Source organism: Yersinia sp. Marseille-Q3913 (genome assembly GCF_963892745.1).
In the GTDB taxonomy this organism is placed as follows: Bacteria; Pseudomonadota; Gammaproteobacteria; order Enterobacterales; family Enterobacteriaceae; genus Yersinia; species Yersinia bercovieri.
The window spans coordinates 1-23,418 of the sequence record NZ_CAWQAF010000025.1 but is presented as its reverse complement, the minus strand read 5'-3'; the positions used below and the strand labels follow the sequence as shown (position 1 = coordinate 23,418).

Below are 23,418 nucleotides of genomic sequence, written 5' to 3'. Positions count from 1 at the left end.
TTATATCTGTTATTCAAGCTCGATGTTTTTTACTGCTTTATCGATGTAGATCAATTTCATCTATAATTTATTTTATTTCCGACTTGGTTTTTTTTGATTTACCTCATCTAAATCCGATGTTTGTCACATAAATACTTTAAAGTTCTAACGGATGAATAGAAAATTAGTCATTACTGCTGAAGAGGGGCAATATTACCCATATTAATGTTTAGTGCTACGCTTAATTGCTTGTTGAATCTGTCTCTGACAGGCAATGACCTATATTCGCTAGCTAATTTATCCAAGGATGATACATGTCTAAACGTCTATGGCTCCGCAATACCTTACTGACCGCCACTTTATTGAGTGCATTATCTATTTCGGTCAGCGCTGCAACCCCCCACACACTGCAACTGGCCATCGGTGATGAACCAACCGAAGGTTTTGATCCCATGTTGGGGTGGAGTCATGGCAGCTATTTGTTACTGCACAGCCCATTGCTGAAACAAAATGAAGATCTTAGCTGGAATAGTTTTTTGCTGAGTCAGTATAAAACCAGTGACGATGGTAAAACCTGGTTATTGACACTCAAACCCGACCTCAAATTCTCTGATGGTTCACCGCTGACAGCTAAAGATGTGGCCTTTACTTACAACAATGCCGCCGCCAGTGGCGGTAAAGTTGATATGGGTAACTTCCTCAGTGCCGAAGAGATCGACCCGCTCAATGTGCGTATCCAACTGAAAGCCCCGCAAAGTACCTTTGTGAATGTATTGGGTTCACTGGGGATTGTTTCAGCCGATAAATACAATGCTAAAACATATTCGCAAAAACCTATTGGTGCCGGCCCCTACCGCTTAGTCAGTTTCCAACCCGGTCAGCAGATGATTGTGGAGGCGAACCCTTACTATGCGGGGAGTAAAAACGATTTTGATAAGTTGATTTTTGTCTTCCTTGATGAAGACAGCGCCTTCGCAGCAGCGCAAAGTGGGCAATTAGGTGTGGTACGTATTCCTCCATCAATGACGGCAGGCCCGGTTAATAACATGAAGTTATGGGTCAGACCAAGTGTCGAAAACCGTGGCATAGTGTTCCCGACCACGCCATCGGGTAAAAAAGATGCTCATGGTGACCCGATTGGCAATGATGTTACGGCTGATATCGCGATCCGCCGTGCGATTAACTACGCCATCAACCGCCAGTTGCTGGCGGAGCAAATCATGGAGGGCCATGCTATCCCGGCCTATACCGGTGTGCAGGGGCTACCATGGAATAGCCCAGACTCGGCCATCAAGGATGGTGATATCGAAAAAGCCAAACAGATTTTGGAGCAAGCTGGCTGGAAGCTGAACAAAGAGGGCATTCGGGAAAAGAGTGGTGTGCCAGCCAAAATAACACTTTGGTATGCCAGTGGTGATACCACGCGCCGTGATTTAGCGCAGGCCGTTCGCTCAATGCTAAAACCTATCGGCATTGATGTTGATTTAAAATCAGGCAGTTGGGAAACCGTAGAGCGAAATATGCATGCCAATCCCACCCTGTTTGGTTGGGGCAGTTTGGACCCAATGGAGCTGTACCATCACTACAGCAGCAAAGCGGCGGGCGTGGAGTATTACAATCCGGGCTATTACCAGAATCCGGTGGTAGATAAACATCTGCAACAGGCACTGGATGCCCCCACCTGGGAACAAGCTGTGCCATTCTGGCAGCAGGTGGATTGGGATGGAACCACCGGGGCTGGTATTCGTGGTGATGCAGCATGGGCATGGTTGCTGAATATTCAGCATACTTATCTGGCTAATAATTGCGTTGATTTAGGCAAGGGGGCGCCAGAGATCCACGGCTCCTGGTCACTGCTCAATAGCCTCGATAGCTGGAAATGGACTTGCCAGTAATGAAGGGCGTCTCGTTTTTTGTTCTGCGCTTAATTTGCCTACTGCTGATCACCGCGGTGGGCACCTTTACGCTACTGAGCTTCTCCCCAGTCGATCCCATTCGTGCCTATATTGGCAGTGAACTGCTACATGTTCCACCGGAGCAATATCCATTGATTGCCGCGCGCTGGGGGCTGGATTTGCCGCTATGGCAGCGATTCCTGCACTGGTTTAGCCAGGTTTTACAAGGGGATTTGGGGTATTCGATGCTGTACAACGCGCCGGTTTCGCAAGTTATCGGCGAGCGTTTTGCAACCTCGTTCGCGTTACTGATTTCGGCGTGGTTGTTCTCAGGTATTGTTGGGCTACTGCTGGGGCTAACGGCGGGGCGCTATCTCAATCGCTGGCCAGATCGTGCTATCTCATCGCTCTCTTATTTGCTGGCCTCGCTGCCCACCTTCTGGATTGGCCTATTGCTGCTGTCACTGTTCGCGGTGAAACTGAATTGGGCGCCGATTTGCTGTGCATGGACACCGGGCAGTAATGCTGAGACCGCCAGTTGGGGCGACAAGCTGCACCATCTTATTTTGCCGATGTTAGCTCTGGGGCTATTGGGGGTCGGCAACATCGCTCTACATACCCGCGCCAGAGTAGCCGAGGTGATGAACAGTGAATTTATTCGTTATGCGCAAGCGCAGGGGGATAAAGGCTGGTCGCTGGTGAATTTTCATATTTTACGCCATGCGATAACCCCGGCACTTTGTCTGCAATTTGCTTCAGTGGGAGAGTTGTTGGGGGGATCGTTACTCGCTGAAAAAGTCTTCGCCTATCCCGGCCTGGGGCAGGCGACCATTGATGCCGGATTACATGGTGATATTCCGCTATTGATGGGGATCGTGATGTTTTGCGCCATCCTGGTTTTCTGCGGTAACAGCATGGCCAATGCCCTGTTACACCGCCTGAACAGGGGGGCTGCACGACAATGCTGACTTATAATCCGAACCGGGCGTTGTTCCGGCTGTTTGTCTCAATAGCGCTATTATCCATTCTGATCATTTATGGTTGGGCCATCTATCCCGTTGAAGTTCCGATGGATTTGATGGCTCGCCGTCAACCGCCATCCATGATCTATTGGTTCGGCACTGACAGTCTGGGGCGTGATCTGTGGCTGCGCTGTTTTCAGGGCATGACCACCAGCTTGCAGATTGGCCTGATTGCCGCTTTTGCCAGTGGCTTGTTGGCGATGCTCACCGCCAGTCTGTGTGCGGTGAATAAAACGCTGGATTATCTCATTCGTGGGCTGATTGATAGTATGTTGGCCCTGCCGCATTTGCTGCTATTAGTGCTGATTTGCTTCACCTTGGGTGGCGGAAAACAGGGGGTTATTCTGGCGGTGGCATTCACTCATTGGCCCAAACTGGCCTTGATCCTACGGGCGGAAATTTTACGCATTCGTGAAACTGATTATGTGATGCTTTCTCATCGGCTGGGTAACAGTAATTTTTACCGCTGGCGTCATCATCTGCTACCGTTATTACTGCCGCAGTGGATTGTTGGCACACTGTTGATGTTCCCCCATGCGGTGTTACACAGCGCAGCACTCAGTTTTCTGGGCTTTGGGTTGTCGCCGCATGAGCCGTCATTGGGGATATTATTAGCCGACGCGTTGCGCTATCTGAGTAGTGGGGCATGGTGGCTGGCATTTTTCCCCGGATTGATTTTGGTGGGATTAGTGCTGATATTTGACCAGTTTGCCCGGGCGCTACAACAGCTCTGGGTGAGGATAACCTGATGTTGAAATTTGAAAGGTTTGCCATTGATGTTGCCCATTACCGCTGGTTAGGGCGCAAAACCTGGCACCCTCTGCTGAGTCACATTTCACTGGAGATTAATCCGGGGGAGTTGGTCGCGTTAGTGGGTGGCAGTGGTGAAGGTAAAAGTCTGTTGCTGCAAAGTGCGCTGGGTTTACTGCCGGATAATATGCGCTGCCATGGCGAGATTATCCTTGATGGCGAGGTGTTGTGTGCTCGCGATAAAATTGAGCAGCGTGGCAAAACCCTGTGCTATGTCCCCCAAGGGGTCAGCGCCCTAAATCCCTTGATTAAAGTGGGATCGCAAATGACCCGCGCTGCGCAACTCAGTGGCGTAAAACTGCGGCTGGAAGATGTCGCCATGCAGCTACAAACCTACAATTTGGCACCGGGGCTGGTTCATAATTTCCCACGCCAACTCTCTGGCGGGATGGCAAAACGTGTCCTGACCAGCTGCGCAACACTGACCCATGCCCGCTATATTTTGGCCGATGAAGTGACCTCCTGGCTGGATGATGAACATGCCTGCCAGTTACTCACCCACTTACGGGCTTTCTGTCAGCAGGGGCGCGGCATTTTGTGGGTCACTCATGATTTGGCACTGGCGGCGCGTTTTGCCGATAAAATTGCGGTATTACATAAAGGTAAATTGCACGAAACGCTCAGTGCGGATGAGCTGAAAAATAACGGCGGTAGCCCTTGGTTACAATCGCTATGGGCGGCACTGCCGGAGCAGCAATTTGTCAGTCAGAAGCTATCGTCGACGGAGGTGGCAGAGTATGTTTAGTGTCGACAATCTGACCATTGACCAGGGAGGGAGACGGCTGTGGGATTCTATCTCCTTCTCCCTCAAAGCGGGGGAGCGATTGGGGATCTCCGCCCCCAGTGGCTTTGGTAAAACCACCCTTGGTCGGGTGCTGGCACAGTGGCAATCAGCCACCTCAGGGCAAATTTTGCTCGGGGGAGCACCACTGGCGAAAAAAGGGTATTGTCCGGTCCAACTGGTGCCTCAGCACCCGGAACAGAGCTTCAATCCTTACCGAACCACGGGGGATAGCCTGCATGATGCCTGGCGACCAGATACCTATTGGCTTGAGCGGATGGCGGTGAGCCCCGATTGGTTGAAACGTCGGCCCGATGAGCTATCTGGTGGGGAGTTGGCCCGTATTGCGCTGCTGCGAGCACTGGATCCACGCACTCGTTATTTGATTGCTGATGAAGTCACTGCGCAACTGGATGCACATATTCAGGCGCAAGTCTGGCAAGTATTATTGGCTGAAGCGGCTTATCGCCCGCTCGGATTAATTGTTTTTAGCCACAATAGGGCCTTATTAGAAAAGGTGTGCTCGCGGATATGGATACCTGCACAAGAAAATGAAACCTCTCTTTATCCAGTGAGTAAGATTAAGCCGCATCTTGGTTTGGCGATGGTAAAAACAGGGTAGGGTTATCTATCGAGAAATAAGAGGAGATCAAGATAAGCCTAACGAGAAAATAATAATTTTTCGTGATAATAAGCTGAGGTGAGCTATGCTTTCTGGCGTATTATTTTAAATACATTGATTAAGATCATATCCTTACCTTTCTGAATAAATTCTTGCCAGTGGTAGGTCGGTTTAACTTTATTTGTAACAAATATAAACCAACTGATATTAATTATCATTATATTGATTTCAATCGATATTTTCATTCTCCATAGCGAATTTTTTATTAAATTTCTAATTAATGATGTATTTTCAGTGTTTTGGTCTATATTGGTTAAAGGCTGGTTTTTATAGCAACTCATTGATTTATCGTTATCTGTTACAGAAGTGTTATACCGAAATCCAGATTTAAATAAAGGGATTGATTAGCTATGACATTCGCTATTGAAGGCAAACGATTAATTGATTTTCTCATTTGTGGATCACTGTGGGTAAATGCAGTGACATATTTTTGTTTTAGTAAAAAAATATTAATGAGCACTAATTTTTTATTGATTGGAATAACTAAAAGCGGTAAAAAAAACCCACCCAAACAAATCATCATACAAATTAATCTGACGGGATGACCTTGATTAAACACGACTGTCGTTATTATAAACAACAGTGTGATCGGTGGCTATTCGTCTTTTTCAGTAAATTGTTTTTCTCACTTTCACTTTCTTAACACGATACAGGAGGGCTTATGCAGCTCACCCCAAGAGAAGTTGAAAAGCTTATGATTTACACGCTGTCTGATGTGGCGTTCAAACGCAAAGCGCGTGGCTTGAAACTCAATTATCCGGAAGCCGTTTCTATTATTACAGTGACTGCAATGGAAGGGGCCAGAGATGGCAAATCCGTAGAAGATGTGATGAAAGAAGCCAGTAAAGTTCTCACCAAAGATGACGTGATGGACGGGGTAGCTGATCTGATCCCAAATGTTCAGGTTGAAGCGATTTTTACTGACGGTAGCCGTTTGGTCACGGTGCACGATCCTATTAAATAACTGACGGCAACATGCGAGTAAAACCTGAACTGATTATTGCAGAGGATTAAAGCATGAGCGCAAAGAAAGGCACTAAAGAGTCAACAGAACGAAATACCCCACTGGGCGGCTGCATTTTAGCCGATACCCCAATCACTTTTAATGAAAACAAGCCAGTAACCAAAGTGAAAGTGCGAAATACCGGTGACCGGCCCATTCAGGTGGGTTCACATTTCCACTTCTTCGAAGCTAACCGCGCACTTGAGTTTGACCGTGCTGCGGCTTATGGCAAACGGCTGAATATCTCCTCAACCACCGCCATCCGTTTTGAGCCCGGTGATGAAACCGAAGTTCAACTGATTCCCTTCGGTGGCAAGCAAACACTATATGGCTTTAACAACCTGGTGGATGGCTGGACTGGCGAAGGCGTGGTGCCGAACAGTGAGCGCCCGGATAAGCTCGAAGCTATCCGTCGTGCGGCGGCGCGTGGTTTCAAATCACCTAAATAACACGTTATTTATTGAGTAAATCATCGAAATTCGCATACGTGTGATGAAGAAATCCGTTACACGCACCGGAAAAAGAAAGGAGCGACAGATGCCTCAAATTTCTCGGCAAGAATACGCGGGTCTATTTGGCCCTACGACTGGCGATAAAATCCGCTTGGGTGACACCAATCTATTTATCGAAATCGAAAAAGATCTGCGTGGATATGGTGAAGAGTCGGTTTACGGTGGTGGCAAGTCATTGCGTGACGGGATGGGGGCCAATAACCACCTGACCCGTGATAATGGCGTGCTGGATTTGGTGATTACCAACGTCACTATTGTTGATGCCCGCCTTGGGGTGATTAAAGCAGACGTCGGTATTCGCGATGGTAAAATTGCCGGTATCGGCAAAAGTGGTAACCCTGGAGTGATGGATGGGGTGACACCTGGAATGGTGGTGGGGGTCAGTACCGATGCTATTTCAGGTGAGCATTTAATTCTCACTGCGGCCGGTATCGATAGCCACATTCATTTGATCTCACCGCAACAGGCATACCATGCATTATCCAATGGGGTCGCCACCTTCTTCGGCGGCGGGATTGGCCCAACCGACGGTACTAACGGCACCACAGTGACACCTGGCCCATGGAATATCCGCCAGATGCTGCGTTCAGTTGAAGGGCTGCCGGTTAACGTAGGGATTTTGGGCAAAGGTAACTCTTATGGCCGTGGCCCTTTGCTGGAGCAAGCCATTGCCGGTGTTGTGGGCTATAAAGTCCACGAAGACTGGGGCGCGACCGCTAATGCTCTGCGCCATGCTTTGCGGATGGCGGATGAGATGGATATTCAGGTCTCCGTGCATACCGATAGCTTGAACGAATGTGGTTATGTAGAGGACACCATTGATGCCTTCGAAGGCCGCACTATCCATACCTTCCATACCGAAGGGGCGGGTGGGGGTCATGCGCCGGACATTATCCGCGTCGCCAGCCAGATGAACGTGCTACCCAGCTCCACTAACCCAACCCTGCCCTATGGTGTCAACAGTCAGGCCGAGTTGTTCGACATGATCATGGTGTGTCATAACCTCAACCCGAATGTGCCCGCTGACGTCTCCTTTGCTGAAAGTCGCGTGCGCCCGGAAACCATTGCGGCAGAAAACGTCCTGCACGATATGGGGGTTATCTCCATGTTCTCCAGTGACTCACAGGCGATGGGCCGGGTCGGGGAGAACTGGCTGCGCATTATGCAAACCGCCAATGCGATGAAAGCCTCGCGCGGCAAACTGCCAGAAGATGACGCCAACAACGATAACTTCCGCGTGCTGCGTTATGTGGCGAAAATCACCATTAACCCGGCTATCGCGCAGGGCGTCAGCCATGTTATCGGCTCGGTTGAAGTGGGCAAAATGGCCGATCTGGTGCTGTGGGACCCGCGCTTCTTTGGTGCCAAACCTAAACTGGTTATCAAAGGCGGCATGATCAACTGGGCGGCAATGGGTGATCCAAACGCGTCACTGCCGACCCCTCAACCGGTGTTCTACCGCCCAATGTTTGGGGCCTACGGTAAAACCCTGCAAGACACCTGCGTTACTTTTGTTTCTCAGGCGGCACTCGACGATGGGGTGAAAGAGAAAGCTGGGTTGGATCGTCAGGTTATTGCGGTTAAAAACTGCCGAACTATCTCTAAACGGGATCTGGTGCGTAATGATCAAACGCCACACATCGAAGTGGACCCAGAAACCTTTGCGGTAAAAGTGGATGGTGTACACGCCACCTGTGAGCCTATCGAAACGGCATCAATGAACCAGCGCTATTTCTTTGGTTGATTGATTAATAAGTCGGGGCTGATTGATAAATCAGGTGAGTCTGGACGCTAATCCCACGGATATCAGGGTCCAGTCGATTACAGAATTCAGCTTGCCCACGGTAAGTGTCATCTAGCCTTTGGATGGGGCGACCAACAATGGCTGGGATGAGTGGCACAGAAACGGATTTCATTACTGTGGGCAACTGACCACTCGCAATGGATAAATGCAAGGAGCCGCAACATGATTTTGATAGAGCACATTATGGGTAATGTGAAAAAAGATCCGGTTTGGCGAGAGAAGCTCAAAGGGGCTACTTTTGACTTCCTGGTCTTGGATCAGCGGGAGGCGCAAAAAAGTCGCTGCCGTAAATCCAGCACTCAAGGTCTGGATTTGGGGATTTCGCTCGATAGAAACGTGGTACTTGCTGATGGCGATGTGCTGGCATGGGATGAAAAAACCAATGTTGCCGTCGTCGTGCAGATCAATTTACGCGATGTCATGGTGATTGATCTGAGGGAGTTAAAAAACCGCTCACCGGATGAACTGATCAAAACCTGCTTTGAGTTGGGACACGCGCTGGGTAATCAGCACTGGAAAGCCGTCACCAAAAATAATGAGGTGTATGTCCCGCTGACTGTTGCCACCACCATGATGGATTCGGTCATGAGAACCCATGGTTTCCAGCATCTTCCTTTCCGCTTTGTTAAGGGGGCGGAGATCTTACCTCTGCTGACTAACTCTGAAGCCCGGCTGCTGTTTGGCGGCGCGGAGGAGAGCGACACTCATGTTCATGTTGCCAGCCCGTTAGATGAACCCCATGGCTCCGGCTTACATGTACACGCCATTCATTCTCATGGCGATGGTCATAGTCACAGTCATGACCATGATCACAACCATGGTGACCACGACCACGACCACGACCATAAACAGTGATTTCGGCAGAGGAGGGGCAGCGCAATGAATGCATCAGATCTCATTCGTATCATGCAATTTGGTGATTCGGTACTGCCGGTCGGGGCCTTTACGTTTTCTAATGGTGTGGAGTCAGCCATTCAGACTGGCGTCGTGCATGATGTGGCGACCCTAAAAGGCTTTGTGTTGACAGCACTGAAGCAGGCTGCCAGCTGTGATGGCATGGGGGTTGTCGCGGCCCATCGCGCCGTGATGGCCGATGATCGGGACGGCATTATCCGCGCCGACTGGGCGGTGAATAACCGCAAGTTAAATGAAGAGAGCCGCCTGATGGCGACCCGCATGGGGAAAAAATTGGCAGAAATGTCTATCCATGTGGTGGAGCACCCGCTAATTAGCTGGTGGCTGGAACAGATAAAAAATGGCAATACCGCCGGGACCTACCCGGTGACTCAGGCCGTGGTCATGGCAGCACAGGGGATCGGACAGCGGGAAGTGGTGGTGATGCATCAATATGGCGTGGCAATGACGATATTAAGTGCGGCCATGCGCTTAATGCGCGTGACCCATTTTGACACTCAGCACATCCTGTTTGAGTTGAACCATGACATTGAGAAGTTCTGCGATATTGCCGAAATTGGCGATATCGACCAGATGTCTTCCTATGTGCCGATTGTGGATGTTTTGGCGGCGGTACATGTGAAAGCCCATGTTCGCCTATTCAGTAATTAGTCGGTTAGCAACCCACTGATTAATAAAATGTATGCTGAGTACTGGGTTTGCTGTGAACCAAACCGAGTACCGACCCAAATCAGATTAAAATGAAGAGGATTATCCCGTGAACAGCCATTCAACCGATAAACGCAAAAAGATCACCCGCATTGGTATTGGTGGCCCGGTAGGTTCAGGCAAAACCGCCATCATTGAAGTGATCACCCCCATTCTGATTAAACGGGGTGTTAAGCCACTGATTATTACCAATGATATTGTCACCACCGAAGATGCCAAACAGGTAAAACGCACCCTGAAAGGCATTTTGGATGAGGAGAAGATCCTCGGGGTAGAAACCGGCGCTTGCCCGCATACTGCGGTGCGCGAAGACCCGAGTATGAACATTGCTGCGGTGGAAGAGATGGAAGAGCGCTTCCCTGATAGCGACCTGATTATGATTGAAAGTGGCGGTGACAACCTGACGCTGACCTTCAGCCCGGCGCTGGCTGACTTCTATATCTATGTCATTGATGTGGCTGAAGGGGAGAAAATCCCACGTAAGAACGGCCCCGGTCTGGTGCAGGCAGATATTCTGGTTATCAATAAAATTGACCTTGCCCCCTATGTGGGAGCCAGCCTGGACGTGATGGAGAGTGACACCAAAGTGGTCCGTGGTGAGCGCCCTTATATTCTAACCAACTGTAAAACCGGGCAGGGTATTGAAGAGCTGGTGGACATGATTATGCGCGACTTCCTGTTTACCCACGTACAGCCTGAAGGAGCAAACGCATGACATCCCAGAGCCAGAATATCGTGGAAACACCTTCACGGGTTCGCGCTCACGCATTAGGTATTAACGCGCCGGAATTAGCGAAATATCAGGACGAGCCGGCGCAAATGCGTAGCGGAGCCGTAGGGAAAAGTGGCTATCTCAAACTGAGATTTGCCAAACGTGGGCAGCGCAGTGTTTTGGCAGAAATGGAAAGACGGGTGCCATCTTTGGTGCAAAAGGCGTTGTACTGGGACGAAGAGATGCCCGAGCTACCTTGTGTCACCATGATCTCGACGGCAGGGTGCATTTTACAAGGGGATCGGCTGGCAACCGACGTGCATGTGGAGGCCGGAGCCTGCGCCCATGTCACCACCCAGTCGGCGACCAAAGTTCATATGATGAATGCGAACTACGCGTCACAAATACAGAATTTCACGGTAGAAGAGGGCGGTTATCTGGAATTTATGCCGGACCCGCTTATTCCGCACCGCAACTCGCGCTTTATTACGGATACCACTATTAATATTCATCCGACGGCGACCGCGATTTATTCAGAAGTGCTGATGTCTGGGCGTAAATATCACCATGCGGAAGAGCGCTTTGGCTTTGATGTCTATTCATCCAAAGTAGTCGCCCATAATTTGGCAGGGAAAGAGCTGTTTGTTGAGAAATATGTGTTGGAACCCAAAGTTGAGAGCCTTGATGCCATTGGGGTCATGCAAACATTTGATGCGTTCGGCAACGTTATTTTATTAACGCCGAAGGAGCATCATGACCGTATTTTGGCGCGGGTTCCGGCGCGTTTTGATATTAAAGGCGGCATTGCCAGTGGGGCAACACGTTTACCCAATGATTGCGGCTTGGTATTTAAAGCACTGGGTATTGATAGTGCCGGTGTTAAAGCCGAAATTCGCCAATTCTGGAAGATAGCGCGCGAAGAAATTCTCGGTATTACATTGCCGGAAAAATTTTTGTGGCGCTAGGTGTGAGCCTCAAATACTGCTGTTACCGCTGATAGGCTGCAACTTCATGTCAGAAGGATAAACATAATGAATGCAAAAACCGGCAATTTATCTGGCTGGGCGCAACTGAGTCGTTCGAATGTTTTCATTGAATTTATCGATACCACACTGCGCGGCTGCGCTCAGGTTATGTTCCAAAATAACCCACTCACCGGGCTACTCTTTTTTATCGCAATATTTGTTGGCGCTTATGGTGAGGGGGATCCGGCGGTCGCTTATGGCTGTGTGTTGGGTACAATTATTGCCACCTTAACGGGGCTAACCATGCGCGATCGTAAATCATGGCGGGCCGGACTATATGGTTATAACGGTTGTTTAGTCGGCGCGGCATTGCCGACTTTTTTGGTTGCCACGCCGGTACTTTGGGCCTGTATTATCCTGGGCAGCATCGTGTCGGTTATTGTCACTGTCTGTATCGCCGATATTTTAAAAACCTGGAAAGTCGCGGCACTGACAGCGCCTTTTGTCTTAACCACCTGGATGATACTGCTAGGCAGTTATGCATTTGCCGGTTTGCACAGCAGCGGATTACCCACACCAGCTCTACCGCATCAATTTGTTTTGAATAGCAGCAATTTTTTTGCGCAAAGTAATGTTTTTGTCAGCATGTTTAACGGCATTTCACAGGTATTTTTATTCAGTAGTTTGATTGGCGGTATTTTATTTGTTATTGGCTTGGCTGTTGAATCGCTATGGGCAGCTATTTTTGGGGTCTGTGGCGCGTTATTAGCGATCCTGACAGCGGCTTTCCTTGATGCAGATCACCACAGTATTAATGCCGGACTCTATGCTTTCAGTGCCGTATTAACCGCTATTGCATTGGGCTCTACGTTTAATAAGCCTAGTTGGCGAGTTCTGGCTTACACCATTGTCGGGGTTATTTTCACTGTCATCGTCCAAGGGGCGCTAAATACTTTACTGTCGCCGATTGGCATTCCGACGTTAACCATGCCGTTTGTTTTGGCCTCGTGGTTATTCCTGGTACCGAATAAAGATGTGATGCCTGCGCATCGACAATAACGATTTTATTCTGGAGTACAAACATGACGACAGGAATAGAGAGAAGTAGCGCCTTTGGCAATCGGGAAACTAAGCTTCGTGCTATCTACTTGCTGATTGGTTTATTGATTGTTAATGGGCTGGCGTGGGTTTGGGCTTTTACGGAATTTAATGACAATGCAGTATTGATGGGGATGGCGTTTTTGGCTTATAGCTTTGGCCTTCGTCACGCCGTTGATGCGGATCATATTGCTGCCATTGATAACGTCACTCGCAAATTGATGCAACAAGGTAAAACCCCGATTGCCGTCGGAACATTCTTCTCTCTTGGCCATTCAACCATCGTGATATTAGCATCACTGGCCATTGCTGCGACCGCCATGGCATTTAAGAATAATATGACTTGGTTTCATGAAACCGGCGGTTTGATCGGCACACTGGTTTCATCTGTATTCTTGTTATTGTTTGCCTTTCTTAATTTAACTATCCTGATTTCAGTGTACAAAAAATTCAAGCAGGTCAAAGCGGGTCATGTGTACAAAGATGAAGAGCTTGATCTGCTGGTGACGAATAATGGTGGCCTACTCGCCAGAATTTTTAAGCGAGTATTTAATATGGTCAATAAAAGCTGGCATATGTATCCGGTGGGTTTTTTATTTGGTTTGGGTTTTGATACTGCCACGGAAATTGGAGTATTAGGGATCTCAGCTGCCAGCGCAACCCATGGTATGAATCTGTGGTCAATAATGGTGTTCCCGATATTATTTGCTGCAGGGATGGCATTGATCGATTCACTTGATAATTTTGTGATGATTGGCGCTTATGGTTGGGCTTTCTCTAAACCGGTACGCAAACTGTATTACAACATCACTATTACGGCAGCTTCAGTTATCATTGCTTTCTTTATTGGCGGTATTGAAGCATTGGGATTAATATCAGATAAACTTAACTTAACCGGTGGGATTTGGACGCCAATTAATAATATCAGCGAAAACTTGGGCGAGATAGGCTATTGGATTATTGGTATGTTTATACTGTGTTGGTTAATTTCGGCTATTAACTATTATGTCCGTGGCTACGATAAATTAAGTATTACTCGATAGGATTTTATTACCCCAAAATATAAGATGCCCATTAGTCGTTATGGCTAATGGGCATCTTACTTACTGTGCTACATTCTATAATTACATATGGTGTTTCTTAGCGAAATTCAAAATATCTTGTTTCATTTCAGATAATTTACTTTCAGGTGACTTTTTACACACTTCAACGACCTTCGGTGTCACGATAGTATCTGTTTCGTGAAAATCAACATAGTCGCCATGCTTATATTGAGTATCATCATTTAGCACCCAATAAACGACAGGAGTTAATGACTTAGGATTCAGATCCAGGAACTCTTTGCAAGTCATATCACTCGGGGTGGTGCCTGTTGCGCTAGTGGTTGTTGCTGCAAAGGTTGTGGCGGCAGCGGAAAGGAGTAAACCAGTCAATGCAATATTACGAAGTGATTTGTAGGACATGCTTATTTCCTTATTTATCTGTTAAATACGGTTAGATATTTGTAACATTAAATTAAGGGTGATGAGTATCACTCAAGGATAAGAACTCCAGTGGTATTATATACCGGAGAACAGCTATATTATTGCTTATGAGTAGCATTAATGCCAATGGATTAATTTATTTTTTTACAAAACGTTGAGTATGGATAACTTTACAGGGCGTAAAACTAGCTTTCAATAAAACCAATATATTAACTCCTAATGATTATATTGGTTTTTAAATCCGATTGCGCCACGTGAATATTAGATGGCTATCAATGTTCGCAGCTCTCTCCGTACTCAGTAAGTTATCTTTTGATTTTAGTCAAAAATAGTCTGGTTCTGCCATGAAATATCTCATTTTTTATCTATACTTAATCCACCTATAACAATTTTAGTCACTCTATTGATGAAAATATTACAGGAAATTAAGATTAAGGTATCAATACCACTTTTGTTGGCAATTTTGGTAGCCATTAATGGGTGTCTGGTGTTAAGCCCCGTGCTTCTCCGGACGATCTCTCATTCAACTGATGCGATAAACAATTTCAGTACTTGGAAGGAGGCGCTTAGTTTTCTTGATTTATTTGAAATTCCACAATTTATGATCGGTGTGCTATTGATATTGATGGCATTTGCGGTATCGATGAAAATCCGTACGGCATGGTTCCTTACGGTGTTATTACTGTTTACTCTCGTTGCTATCAATATATTTATTCTGAAAGATCAGAACAAGATGACGACTTATTCTCTTATCGTCATTGTCGCTCTGCTATTTTTTTGGCGTGAGTTTGATCATTACAGTCTCGGTAGTGCGGCATTCTTTGCGATCGCAAGTATTTGTTCATTAATCGTCTATAGCATGTTAGGCACACTTTACATGGGCGATGAATTTGCACCGGCAGTGACTGATTTACCGACTGCGTTCTATTTCGCGATTGTCTGTATGTCGACGGTGGGCTTCGGGGATATTATTCCGCATACCACTGTGGCGAGAATGTTCACTCTTACGGTGATTATTGCTGGTATTACTGTTTTTGCGACTTCGATTGCTTCGATTGCCGGCCCGATAATCAGTAATAATATTAAACGCATAGTTAAAGGTAGGATTACTCACGTGGAACGTAAAAATCATTTTATTATTGTTGGTTCCAGTTCTTTGGCGCTGAATGTCTATAACGGCCTGCGTGACCGAGGTGATGATGTCACTGTTGTCTGCGCCGTCGGCAGCCAACACAATTTCCCTCCTCATGCAGATGTTATCGAGGGTGATCCCTCTTCGGTAGAAACATTGAAACTGGCCGGTGCCGCCAAGGCAAAATATATTATTGCATTGTGCAACAGTGATGCCGACAACACCTTTACCATTCTGGCCGCCAAAGAAATTGCTGGTGAAGGCACGAAAACATTGGCATTAGTTAATGAAACGCAGAATATGAAGAAAGTTAAACGGGTTAATCCTGATATGGTGTTCTCACTCCCTTTACTCGGCAGTGAACTGCTGGTCAGAACCCTGAATGGCGATACCATCAATAATTCCCTTATTACGGAAATGTTCTTTGGTAAATGTCAAAAATTAGATTAATTGCAGCGAGTTTTTATCAGTAATAGCACATAAAACACCCTCGGTAGTGAGGGTGTTTGTTTTTCTTCTTGGAACGATAGTCAGTTTTTTATTTATTCAACGGCTGTTTGTGGATCTTTGGGTTTCTCTTTTGGACCGATCATTAAACCCAATTCAACCGCGATAAAACCAACGATTAGGCTAGCGACCAAATAACAGATTGAGACTAACACCCCTGTTGGATTTTTCATCATCTCGACTGCGCCAAATACAAAGCTGGAAAATGTCGACAGCCCGCCCATAATCCCAGTCCCTACCATGAGATGTACATATTGGTTAATTTTGTCTTTTTTAAACAAAGAGGTCGCCAGCCCTAATAAAAAGGCAGCAATGATATTAGCAACAAATATATCCATGGGGAATCCATCGGCCAGTCGCGGCACTGACAGCATAATGAACTCACGACACATGGCACCAAATGCGCCACCGACAAAGACGAGAATAATAAGATTCGGCATAATAGTGCTCTCCGATTAATAAGCCAGCCAAGCGCCAAATGCCGCTGCGGTTAGACCTACCAGAACAGAAATAATCAAATACCCAGCAGCAATGGCTCTACCACGTATAGTCGCCAATTTTGCCGCATCTAATTGCATGCTACTGAAGGTGGTATAGCCACCTAAAATACCGGTTAATACCGCAGCATTCATTAAGTCGCCATAGCGATCACGCCAGTCAACGTTAAAAAGAACACTCAGATAACCAATAATAAATGCACCGGAAATATTGATCAGAAAAGTGCCGAGCGGGAGATTGCCTTTATATACTCTGCCGACGCCCAGCCCTATCCACCATCGTAAAAGTGAACCGATGCCGCCACCCAGTCCTACCCACATTACATCTATTGCAGTCATAACAAAGCCCTCAATGGCTATTCGTTAGAGTCGGAATAATTGTAGTACAAATAAGTTGCGGCTATCAGCCCACTGTAATGCGTGCTTTCAGTAATTTACCGTCACTTTCATCGGTTAATTGATAAAGATAGCCGTCAGGTCTAACGCACAGATCGCAAATCTGTTCGCTGCGAGCACTTGAATAGCGGAAATGCACTTCGCACCACGAATAAAGCCGTGACACTGAATCACTGTCAATGTGGGATAAGTTAGAATAAGACGATTCTCAAACCGATAAGAATCCCTAATTTATCCAGTCATAAGTTTCAATGTGTTTTTATTGCTGCATCTTGTTCTGCTGTCATCCGTGAATAAAACTAACCATATGAAATGCAAATGAATTAAACTTAATTCGCCGAGCAAAAAAATAACCATTTTGCGATAACCATCACATTGTAATCGCTTAGAAATGTGAAGGGCATCAATGTCAAAAGTCAATTAGAGACGATTATAGTGATATGTGAATTACTGGCTTGGCTATCAACGCCGTATACTGCCGACAACCAGAAACAATGGGCTGGGCAGGGGGCACGATAAAGTACAGATAAAGGGAATTCACCATTGCACTGGCATATAAATAACGTGTTTCTTTTGAACATCAAAAGGTGTTGGGTATGGAAAAGAAAAAAATTTATCTATTTTGCTCTGCCGGTATGTCCACCTCGCTACTGGTTTCCAAAATGAAAGTACAGGCAGAGAAGTATGAGGTGCCAGTCATCATCAATGCTTACCCGGAAGCGCTGGCAGCAGAGCATGGTGCTCAAGCGGATGTGATCCTACTGGGGCCGCAAATAGCATACATGTTGCCCGAAGTTGCCAAAATGTTCCCCAATAAGCCAGTTGAAGTGATCGACGCGCTCCTTTACGGCAAAGTCGACGGCTTAGGGGTATTAAAAGCCGCTGTAGCCGCAATAAAAAAAGCAAAACAATAAGGGGAGCACTGTGAGCGCATTTATTAATTCTCTGGAAAAGGCTATTTTGCCTTTTGCGATTAAGATTGGCAGACAGCAACATATTAATGCCATCAAGAACGGATTTATCCGGCTGATGCCATTAACCTTGACGGGGGCCATGTTTGTCCTTATCAATAACGTGTTCTTAAGTTTTGGTGAGGGGTCATTCTTCTTCTCAATGGGGGTGCGGTTAGATGCTGATACCATTGCTACGCTCAATGGTTTGAAAGCGATAGGCGGCAATGTCTATAACGGTACTCTCGGCATCATGTCGTTAATGACGCCATTTTTTATCAGTATGGCCTTAGCTGAAGAGAAGCGAGTCGATCCTCTCGCCGCCGCTCTACTGGCTATTGCCGCTTTTATGACGGTAACCCCGTACAGTGTGGGTGACGCCTATGCGGTGGGGGCCAATTGGCTGGGGGGGGCGAATATTATCTCCGGTATTATTATCGGGTTAGTGGTCGCAGAAGTCTTTACCTTTATTACTCGGCGCAACTGGATCATCCGCTTGCCGGACAGCGTTCCAACCTCAGTTTCCCGCTCCTTCTCCGCCTTGATTCCGGGCTTCGTCATTCTTTCCATTATGGGCGTACTGGCCTATACCCTCGGGTTATACGGCACTAACTTCCATCAGATCATTATGGACAGCATTTCAGCACCGCTGTCAAAAATGGGCAGTGTGGTAGGTTGGGTATATGTCATGTGCTCCTCGCTGTTGTGGTTCTTCGGGATACATGGCGCGATGGCACTATCTGCACTGGAAAGTGGCATTATGATGCCGTTTGCCTTAGAAAACGTGGCAACTTATACCCAATATGGTTCAGTCGCGGCGGCATTGGCAGCGGGCAAAGAGTTCCATATGTGGGCCAAGCCTTTTGTTGATTCCTATATTTTCCTGGGCGGAACCGGGGCAACTCTTGGGCTGGTTATTGCTATCTTTATCGGCTCCCGCCGTGAAGATTATCGTCAGGTCGCAAAACTGGGGGCGCCGGCGAGTATTTTCCAAATTAACGAACCTATTCTGTTTGGCTTACCGGTCATTATGAACCCGCTGTTCTTCATTCCATTTATTCTGGTTCAGCCGGTCTTGGCAATTATCACTTCAATTGCGTATTACACTGGCTTTATTCCGCCAATCACCAATATTGCGCCGTGGACCATGCCAGTAGGCTTGGGAGCATTCTTTAATACCAACGGCAGTATTGCTGCGATGCTATTAAGCTTGTTCAACTTAGGTGTCGCCACACTGATGTATCTGCCGTTCGTTATTATTGCCAATAAGGCGCAGAACGAAATTGATCGTCAGGTTGAAAGTGAAGAAGATATTGCGGATAGCTTGAAGTTTTAATGAATATCCTGTTTTAGCGTACTGGTCTGGAGGCTGGAATGAAATATCAATTTCCCGATGATTTTTGGTGGGGTAGTGCCACCTCTGCAACCCAATCTGAAGGGGCGTCATTGCAGGATGGCAAGAGCAAGAATATCTTCGATTATTGGTATGAGATTGCACCAGAACGTTTTCATGGTCAGATTGGCCCAGAAAACACCTCCACCTTTTACGATAATTATCAGCAGGATATCTTGCTGTTAAAACAACTAGGGCATAATACGTTCAGGACGTCGATTTCATGGTCGAGACTGATCCCAAGTGGTGACGGTGAGCTTAACCCCAACGCCGTCACCTTTTATAACGCAGTGATCGACAGCTTATTGGCGAATGGCATTACGCCATTTATCAATCTCTATCATTTTGATATGCCACTGTGTATGCAGGAAAAAAGGGGCTGGGAAAGTCGCGCCGTTGTTGATTCCTATGCTCGTTATGCCAAAATCTGTTTTGCCTTGTTTGGTGACCGGGTAAAACATTGGTTCACCTTTAACGAACCGATTGTCCCGGTTGAAGCTGGCTACTTAGGCCATCAACATTACCCTTGCGTGGTTGATTTCAAACGCGCGGTGACCGTGGCCTATCATAGTGTATTGGCACATGCCAAAGCGGTAGAAAACTACCGAGGACTCAAGCAGGGCGGTGATATTGGGATTATTTTGAACCTCACACCGACCTATCCTCGTTCCGACAGTTCATTAGACCAGGTTGCCGCCAACCATGCAGATCTGCTGCTTAATCGCAGTTTTCTCGATCCGGTCACGAAAGGGGCTTACCCAGAAGAACTGATCCGGTTATTGCGCGATCACGATCTATTGCCATCGATCGAATCGGGTGATTGTGAACTAATTGCGAGTGGCGTCATCGATTTATTGGGGGTTAACTATTACCAGCCGAGAAGGGTTCAGGCCAAAGATATCCCAACCCCTAAAGGGCAGGTGAGGACGCCGGAAGACTTATTTAGTTTCTATTCGATGCCGGGGCGGAAAATTAACCCACATCGCGGTTGGGAAATCTATGAAAAAGGGCTGTATGACATCCTGACAAATTTGAGAGTAAATTATGGCAATATTCCGTGCTATATCTCAGAAAATGGCATGGGGGTTGAGGGCGAAGAGCAGTTTATTAATTCATCCGGTCAGGTCGATGATGAATATCGGATTGAGTTTATCCGTGACCATTTGAAATGGCTGCATCAAGCATTACAAGAGGGTAGCAACTGCAAAGGTTATCATTTATGGACCTTTATTGATTGCTGGTCTTGGCTTAATGCTTACAAAAATCGTTATGGATTTGTTCGGTTGGATCTGGCGAGTCAAACGCGGGTCATCAAGAAAAGTGGCTATTGGTTTGCGGATGTCGCAAGGCAGAATGGCTTTAATTAACGGAGCAACAGTATGTTTGATTTAGATAAAATCGTTGAAGATGTACAACCCACTGATGAAATGGAAGATGTGATCATGGGGTTGATTATCAACGCAGGGCAAGCCCGGAGCCTGGCTTATAAGGCGCTGAAGCAGGCAAAAAGTGGTGATTTTGCCCAAGCAGATGAGTTGATGGCGCAATCACGCCAGGCTCTGAATGAGGCGCATCTGGTGCAAACTAAGCTCATTGAATCCGATCAAGGTGAAGGGAAAACCAGAGTAACATTAGTCTTAGTACATGCTCAGGATCATTTAATGAACGCGATGCTGGCCAGAGAGTTAATTACTGAGCTGATTGAGTTACACCAAAAGTTACGATAAAACGAGTAAAACTGGTTGGCTATTTCGAACGAAAGAGTGAAGGTAAATAAGATGGAAGTCAGGTTAGTACGTCAAAAAGACTTTTTTAACGGAAAAGAGTTTCATCTGTTTATTTATAACAAAACGGAAAGCGCAACGGGTCTACACCAACATGACTATTATGAATATACCCTGATATTAACTGGGATGTGTTATCAGGAAATTAATGGTAAGCGGGTCTTCTTAGAACGCGGCGATGTTGTTTTTATTCCCATTGGTTCTCATCATAAAAGCGCCTATGAATTTGGTGCGACACGTATTTTAAACGTTGGCATCAGCAAAACCTTTTTCGAAGAGCACTATTTCCATCTATTATCGCGACCTATTGTGGCCTCGCAAGCCTATCGCCTAAAAGGTGATTTCCTTTCTTATATTGAATCAGCCATTTCTGCGCCGCACTTTAGGGAAGATGAACTGACTGAATTGGTCGAGCTATTGACATTTTATGTCACCAACCGCATCAGCCACTATAAAGAGAGTGAGGTTAACGACGATATCCCGCTATGGCTGAAAATCAGTATCGACAAAATGCACGATAAATCGATGTTTGGTGAGAAAGCCTTGGTGAATATGATTGAACTTTCCGGCAAAACTCAAGAGTACTTGACCCGTGCGACCCGACGTTATTACCAAAAAACGCCAATGCAGATTATCAATGAAATTAGAATCAATTTTGCTAAAACCCAGCTTGAAGTGACGAACTACTTAGTCTCAGACATTGCCTTTGAAGCGGGTTACAGCGACACCACATTATTTATCAAAAACTTCAAGAAACTGACCTCTTTTACGCCAGGAAACTACCGCAAGAAATTCAACTGCGTCAGAGAGGGGTTATCCGATTAGTTTCTGGCTAGATATTACCTGCCGGAACCGCTTACAAGGCATCCTCAATGGAAAAGTTACTTATTGTTAATGCTGATGATTTTGGTCTATGCAAAGGACAAAATTATGGAATCATTGAAGCATTTCGCCATGGTATTGTCTCATCGACCACGGCAATGATGAACTGCGAAGATATTCATCACGCGGCAGAGTTGAGTCAGCAAAATCCAGCGTTGCCAGTCGGGATGCATTTTGTGCTGACCTACGGGCGGCCGTTAACCACGATGCCTTCTTTGGTTGATACCAATGGATTACTGGGCAAAGGCTTGTGGCAACTAGCCGAAGCTGGCGCGCTAAATTTGGCTGAGATTGCGCAAGAGTTGGCCGCTCAGCTTAATAAATTTGTCGCTGTTTTTGGTCGTTCGCCAACACATATCGACAGTCACCATCACGTACATATGCTGCCGCAGATCTATCCGTTGGTTGAAGCTTTTGCTCACGAAAAATCACTCGCGTTACGAATTGACCGCCATGAAGCTCAGCAACAGGGTATCTCGCTCAATGAGCCACGTAGCACTGAATGGTTTGATGCTGGCTTTTATGGCGAGGCGCTAACGGAACAGACATTCTTACAGCTATTGGACCACGCTGACCAAGAAGGGGTTAGCTCGCTGGAAGTTATGTGTCATCCGGCTTTTATTGATAAAATTCTGATGACCAGCGGCTATTGTTATCCACGGCTGACCGAGCTGGAGGTACTGACTTCGCCGACATTAAAGCAGACGATTGAACAGCGCGGTTATCTATTGGGATCTTATTTAGAGTGCTGAGTATTAATTTCTCTTGTTACCCCTCCCTGGACAACAAGAGAAATTGTTCATCTGAGAAAAAAGAGAGCTTTACTCATTGCGAAATATTGTCAACATAGTATTTTATACGAAAAATAGAATAAATAGCCACTTCAACTTGATTAAGTAACCTGTGTAAACTATATATTTATTGCGGTTTCATTTAAGCATCATACTTGCAACTAGTTACAAGGAAATATCATATGAAAAAAGTCATGCTGGCTCTTTTTGTTAGTACACTCGCCTTTAATTCAACTGCAGCAGAATTGATGTCAAAAAATAGATTTTGAAAAAGTGAAAGATAATTATATAAAGGTAGGAAGTATTTCTACTGCAGGTGAAGTCTCTCAATTGGATGCAAAAGCTGAACTATCCAAAAAGGCTGACGAAAAAGGCGGTGATATCTATGTTCTGACTTCCGCTAATACTAATAATAAGATTCATGGCACAGCGGATGTTTATAAGAAAAAATAGCTTCCCAATAAATTAATTTCATCTCTGATTTTACCTGAAATTACCAGCTAACTATTTTGGTGGCAATTTTATTTCATTTTAAGTTTCCCTCCGCTTTTTGATGTCATTATTTGATGAGGCTCAGTGATATGATATAAGCGGTATTGATAAGTGTTTTATGAACAGGATTTATTACAGCTTTGTTGACGGAGAATGTTAAATATTGTGAAAAAGTAGACCAAGGGATCGGGGAATTATGGTGTAAAAGTGCACCACCCTGATTA

The 23,418-nt window shown here is 46.3% G+C and carries 25 protein-coding genes and 1 pseudogene; 22 read left to right on the top strand and 4 right to left on the bottom strand.

The window, feature by feature from the left end:
* The first annotated feature begins 293 nt into the window (after positions 1–293).
* From AACW11_RS12170 to AACW11_RS12135, 8 genes are all read left to right on the top strand, one after another.
* Positions 294–1,874, top strand: a complete 1,581-nt coding sequence (locus AACW11_RS12170) for an ABC transporter substrate-binding protein (RefSeq protein ID WP_212586794.1) — start codon at positions 294–296, stop codon at positions 1,872–1,874.
* Positions 1,874–2,842, top strand: a complete 969-nt coding sequence (locus tag AACW11_RS12165; protein WP_212586793.1) for an ABC transporter permease — start codon at positions 1,874–1,876, stop codon at positions 2,840–2,842. Before AACW11_RS12170 ends, AACW11_RS12165 begins: the two co-directional genes overlap by 1 nt.
* A complete protein-coding gene (locus AACW11_RS12160; RefSeq protein WP_212586812.1) occupies positions 2,839–3,645 on the top strand; it encodes an ABC transporter permease in 807 nt (268 codons plus the stop codon). The genes AACW11_RS12165 and AACW11_RS12160 overlap by 4 nt, the downstream gene beginning before the upstream one ends.
* A complete protein-coding gene (locus AACW11_RS12155) occupies positions 3,645–4,451 on the top strand; it encodes an ATP-binding cassette domain-containing protein (RefSeq protein ID WP_212586792.1) in 807 nt (268 codons plus the stop codon). The genes AACW11_RS12160 and AACW11_RS12155 overlap by 1 nt, the downstream gene beginning before the upstream one ends.
* Complete coding sequence (locus AACW11_RS12150) at positions 4,444–5,109, top strand: ATP-binding cassette domain-containing protein (RefSeq protein WP_212586791.1); 666 nt, start codon at positions 4,444–4,446, stop codon at positions 5,107–5,109. Before AACW11_RS12155 ends, AACW11_RS12150 begins: the two co-directional genes overlap by 8 nt.
* Positions 5,110–5,830: 721 nt before the next feature.
* On the top strand, positions 5,831–6,133 hold the full coding sequence (locus AACW11_RS12145; protein ID WP_002215288.1) for an urease subunit gamma: 303 nt from the start codon (positions 5,831–5,833) through the stop codon (positions 6,131–6,133).
* A 53-nt stretch (positions 6,134–6,186) separates the two neighbouring features.
* Positions 6,187–6,621 carry an urease subunit beta gene (locus AACW11_RS12140; protein WP_212586790.1) on the top strand — a complete coding sequence of 145 codons (435 nt, stop codon included), beginning with the start codon at positions 6,187–6,189 and terminating at the stop codon, positions 6,619–6,621.
* Between the two features lie 88 nt (positions 6,622–6,709).
* A complete protein-coding gene (locus AACW11_RS12135; protein WP_212586789.1) occupies positions 6,710–8,428 on the top strand; it encodes an urease subunit alpha in 1,719 nt (572 codons plus the stop codon).
* Positions 8,429–8,432: 4 nt separating this feature from the next.
* On the opposite strand, the gene AACW11_RS12130 is transcribed toward AACW11_RS12135, so the two are convergent.
* Positions 8,433–8,600, bottom strand: a complete 168-nt coding sequence (locus tag AACW11_RS12130; RefSeq protein ID WP_212586788.1) for a hypothetical protein — start codon at positions 8,598–8,600, stop codon at positions 8,433–8,435.
* Positions 8,601–8,650: 50 nt separating this feature from the next.
* Between AACW11_RS12130 and ureE the strand changes: the two genes are divergently transcribed.
* The 6 genes from ureE to AACW11_RS12100 all read left to right on the top strand — a co-directional run bounded on the left by ureE (position 8,651) and on the right by AACW11_RS12100 (position 13,929).
* The gene (ureE, locus tag AACW11_RS12125) at positions 8,651–9,343 is read left to right on the top strand and encodes an urease accessory protein UreE (protein ID WP_212586787.1); all 693 of its coding nucleotides are present in this window, start codon (positions 8,651–8,653) and stop codon (positions 9,341–9,343) included.
* 24 nt (positions 9,344–9,367) lie between these two features.
* Positions 9,368–10,054, top strand: coding sequence for an urease accessory protein UreF (locus AACW11_RS12120; protein WP_048617133.1), 687 nt, complete (start codon positions 9,368–9,370; stop codon positions 10,052–10,054).
* Between the two features lie 106 nt (positions 10,055–10,160).
* A complete protein-coding gene (gene ureG, locus AACW11_RS12115) occupies positions 10,161–10,826 on the top strand; it encodes an urease accessory protein UreG (protein WP_005275992.1) in 666 nt (221 codons plus the stop codon).
* The gene (locus AACW11_RS12110; protein ID WP_212586786.1) at positions 10,823–11,788 is read left to right on the top strand and encodes an urease accessory protein UreD; all 966 of its coding nucleotides are present in this window, start codon (positions 10,823–10,825) and stop codon (positions 11,786–11,788) included. The genes ureG and AACW11_RS12110 overlap by 4 nt, the downstream gene beginning before the upstream one ends.
* A gap of 66 nt (positions 11,789–11,854) precedes the next feature.
* Positions 11,855–12,847: an urea transporter gene (yut, locus tag AACW11_RS12105; RefSeq protein WP_212586785.1), complete on the top strand. Its 993-nt coding sequence runs from the start codon at positions 11,855–11,857 to the stop codon at positions 12,845–12,847.
* Positions 12,848–12,870: 23 nt separating this feature from the next.
* Positions 12,871–13,929, top strand: coding sequence for a HoxN/HupN/NixA family nickel/cobalt transporter (locus AACW11_RS12100; protein WP_005276000.1), 1,059 nt, complete (start codon positions 12,871–12,873; stop codon positions 13,927–13,929).
* A gap of 81 nt (positions 13,930–14,010) precedes the next feature.
* On the opposite strand, the gene hdeB is transcribed toward AACW11_RS12100, so the two are convergent.
* Positions 14,011–14,349, bottom strand: coding sequence for an acid-activated periplasmic chaperone HdeB (gene hdeB, locus AACW11_RS12095; RefSeq protein ID WP_212586784.1), 339 nt, complete (start codon positions 14,347–14,349; stop codon positions 14,011–14,013).
* 427 nt (positions 14,350–14,776) lie between these two features.
* Here hdeB and kch point away from each other — a divergent pair, with 427 nt between their 5' ends.
* Positions 14,777–15,952: a voltage-gated potassium channel protein gene (gene kch / locus AACW11_RS12090; protein ID WP_212586783.1), complete on the top strand. Its 1,176-nt coding sequence runs from the start codon at positions 14,777–14,779 to the stop codon at positions 15,950–15,952.
* Between the two features lie 92 nt (positions 15,953–16,044).
* Here the strand turns inward: kch and crcB are convergent, their stop codons facing one another.
* Together crcB and AACW11_RS12080 are read right to left on the bottom strand one after the other, a co-directional pair.
* Positions 16,045–16,449, bottom strand: coding sequence for a fluoride efflux transporter CrcB (gene crcB / locus AACW11_RS12085; RefSeq protein WP_212586782.1), 405 nt, complete (start codon positions 16,447–16,449; stop codon positions 16,045–16,047).
* Between the two features lie 15 nt (positions 16,450–16,464).
* Positions 16,465–16,845, bottom strand: a complete 381-nt coding sequence (locus tag AACW11_RS12080) for a fluoride efflux transporter FluC (protein WP_212586781.1) — start codon at positions 16,843–16,845, stop codon at positions 16,465–16,467.
* 653 nt (positions 16,846–17,498) lie between these two features.
* On the opposite strand from AACW11_RS12080, the gene AACW11_RS12075 reads away from it, so the two are divergent.
* From AACW11_RS12075 to yahO, 7 genes and pseudogenes are all read left to right on the top strand, one after another.
* Entirely contained in the window at positions 17,499–17,816 is a 318-nt protein-coding gene (locus AACW11_RS12075; RefSeq protein WP_005276021.1) for a PTS sugar transporter subunit IIB, read from the top strand.
* 10 nt (positions 17,817–17,826) lie between these two features.
* A complete protein-coding gene (chbC, locus tag AACW11_RS12070; protein ID WP_212586780.1) occupies positions 17,827–19,188 on the top strand; it encodes a PTS N,N'-diacetylchitobiose transporter subunit IIC in 1,362 nt (453 codons plus the stop codon).
* 38 nt (positions 19,189–19,226) lie between these two features.
* Positions 19,227–20,612 (top strand): glycoside hydrolase family 1 protein, encoded by a 1,386-nt coding sequence (locus AACW11_RS12065; RefSeq protein ID WP_212586779.1) that lies wholly within the window; start codon positions 19,227–19,229, stop codon positions 20,610–20,612.
* Between the two features lie 12 nt (positions 20,613–20,624).
* On the top strand, positions 20,625–20,972 hold the full coding sequence (chbA, locus tag AACW11_RS12060; RefSeq protein WP_005276029.1) for a PTS N,N'-diacetylchitobiose transporter subunit IIA: 348 nt from the start codon (positions 20,625–20,627) through the stop codon (positions 20,970–20,972).
* A 36-nt stretch (positions 20,973–21,008) separates the two neighbouring features.
* Entirely contained in the window at positions 21,009–21,854 is an 846-nt protein-coding gene (gene chbR, locus AACW11_RS12055; protein ID WP_339379060.1) for a transcriptional regulator ChbR, read from the top strand.
* A 47-nt stretch (positions 21,855–21,901) separates the two neighbouring features.
* Positions 21,902–22,663, top strand: a complete 762-nt coding sequence (gene chbG, locus AACW11_RS12050; protein WP_212586778.1) for a chitin disaccharide deacetylase — start codon at positions 21,902–21,904, stop codon at positions 22,661–22,663.
* Between the two features lie 221 nt (positions 22,664–22,884).
* Positions 22,885–23,155, top strand: a pseudogene (yahO, locus tag AACW11_RS12045) (DUF1471 family periplasmic protein YahO).
* The last annotated feature ends 263 nt before the right edge of the window (positions 23,156–23,418 follow it).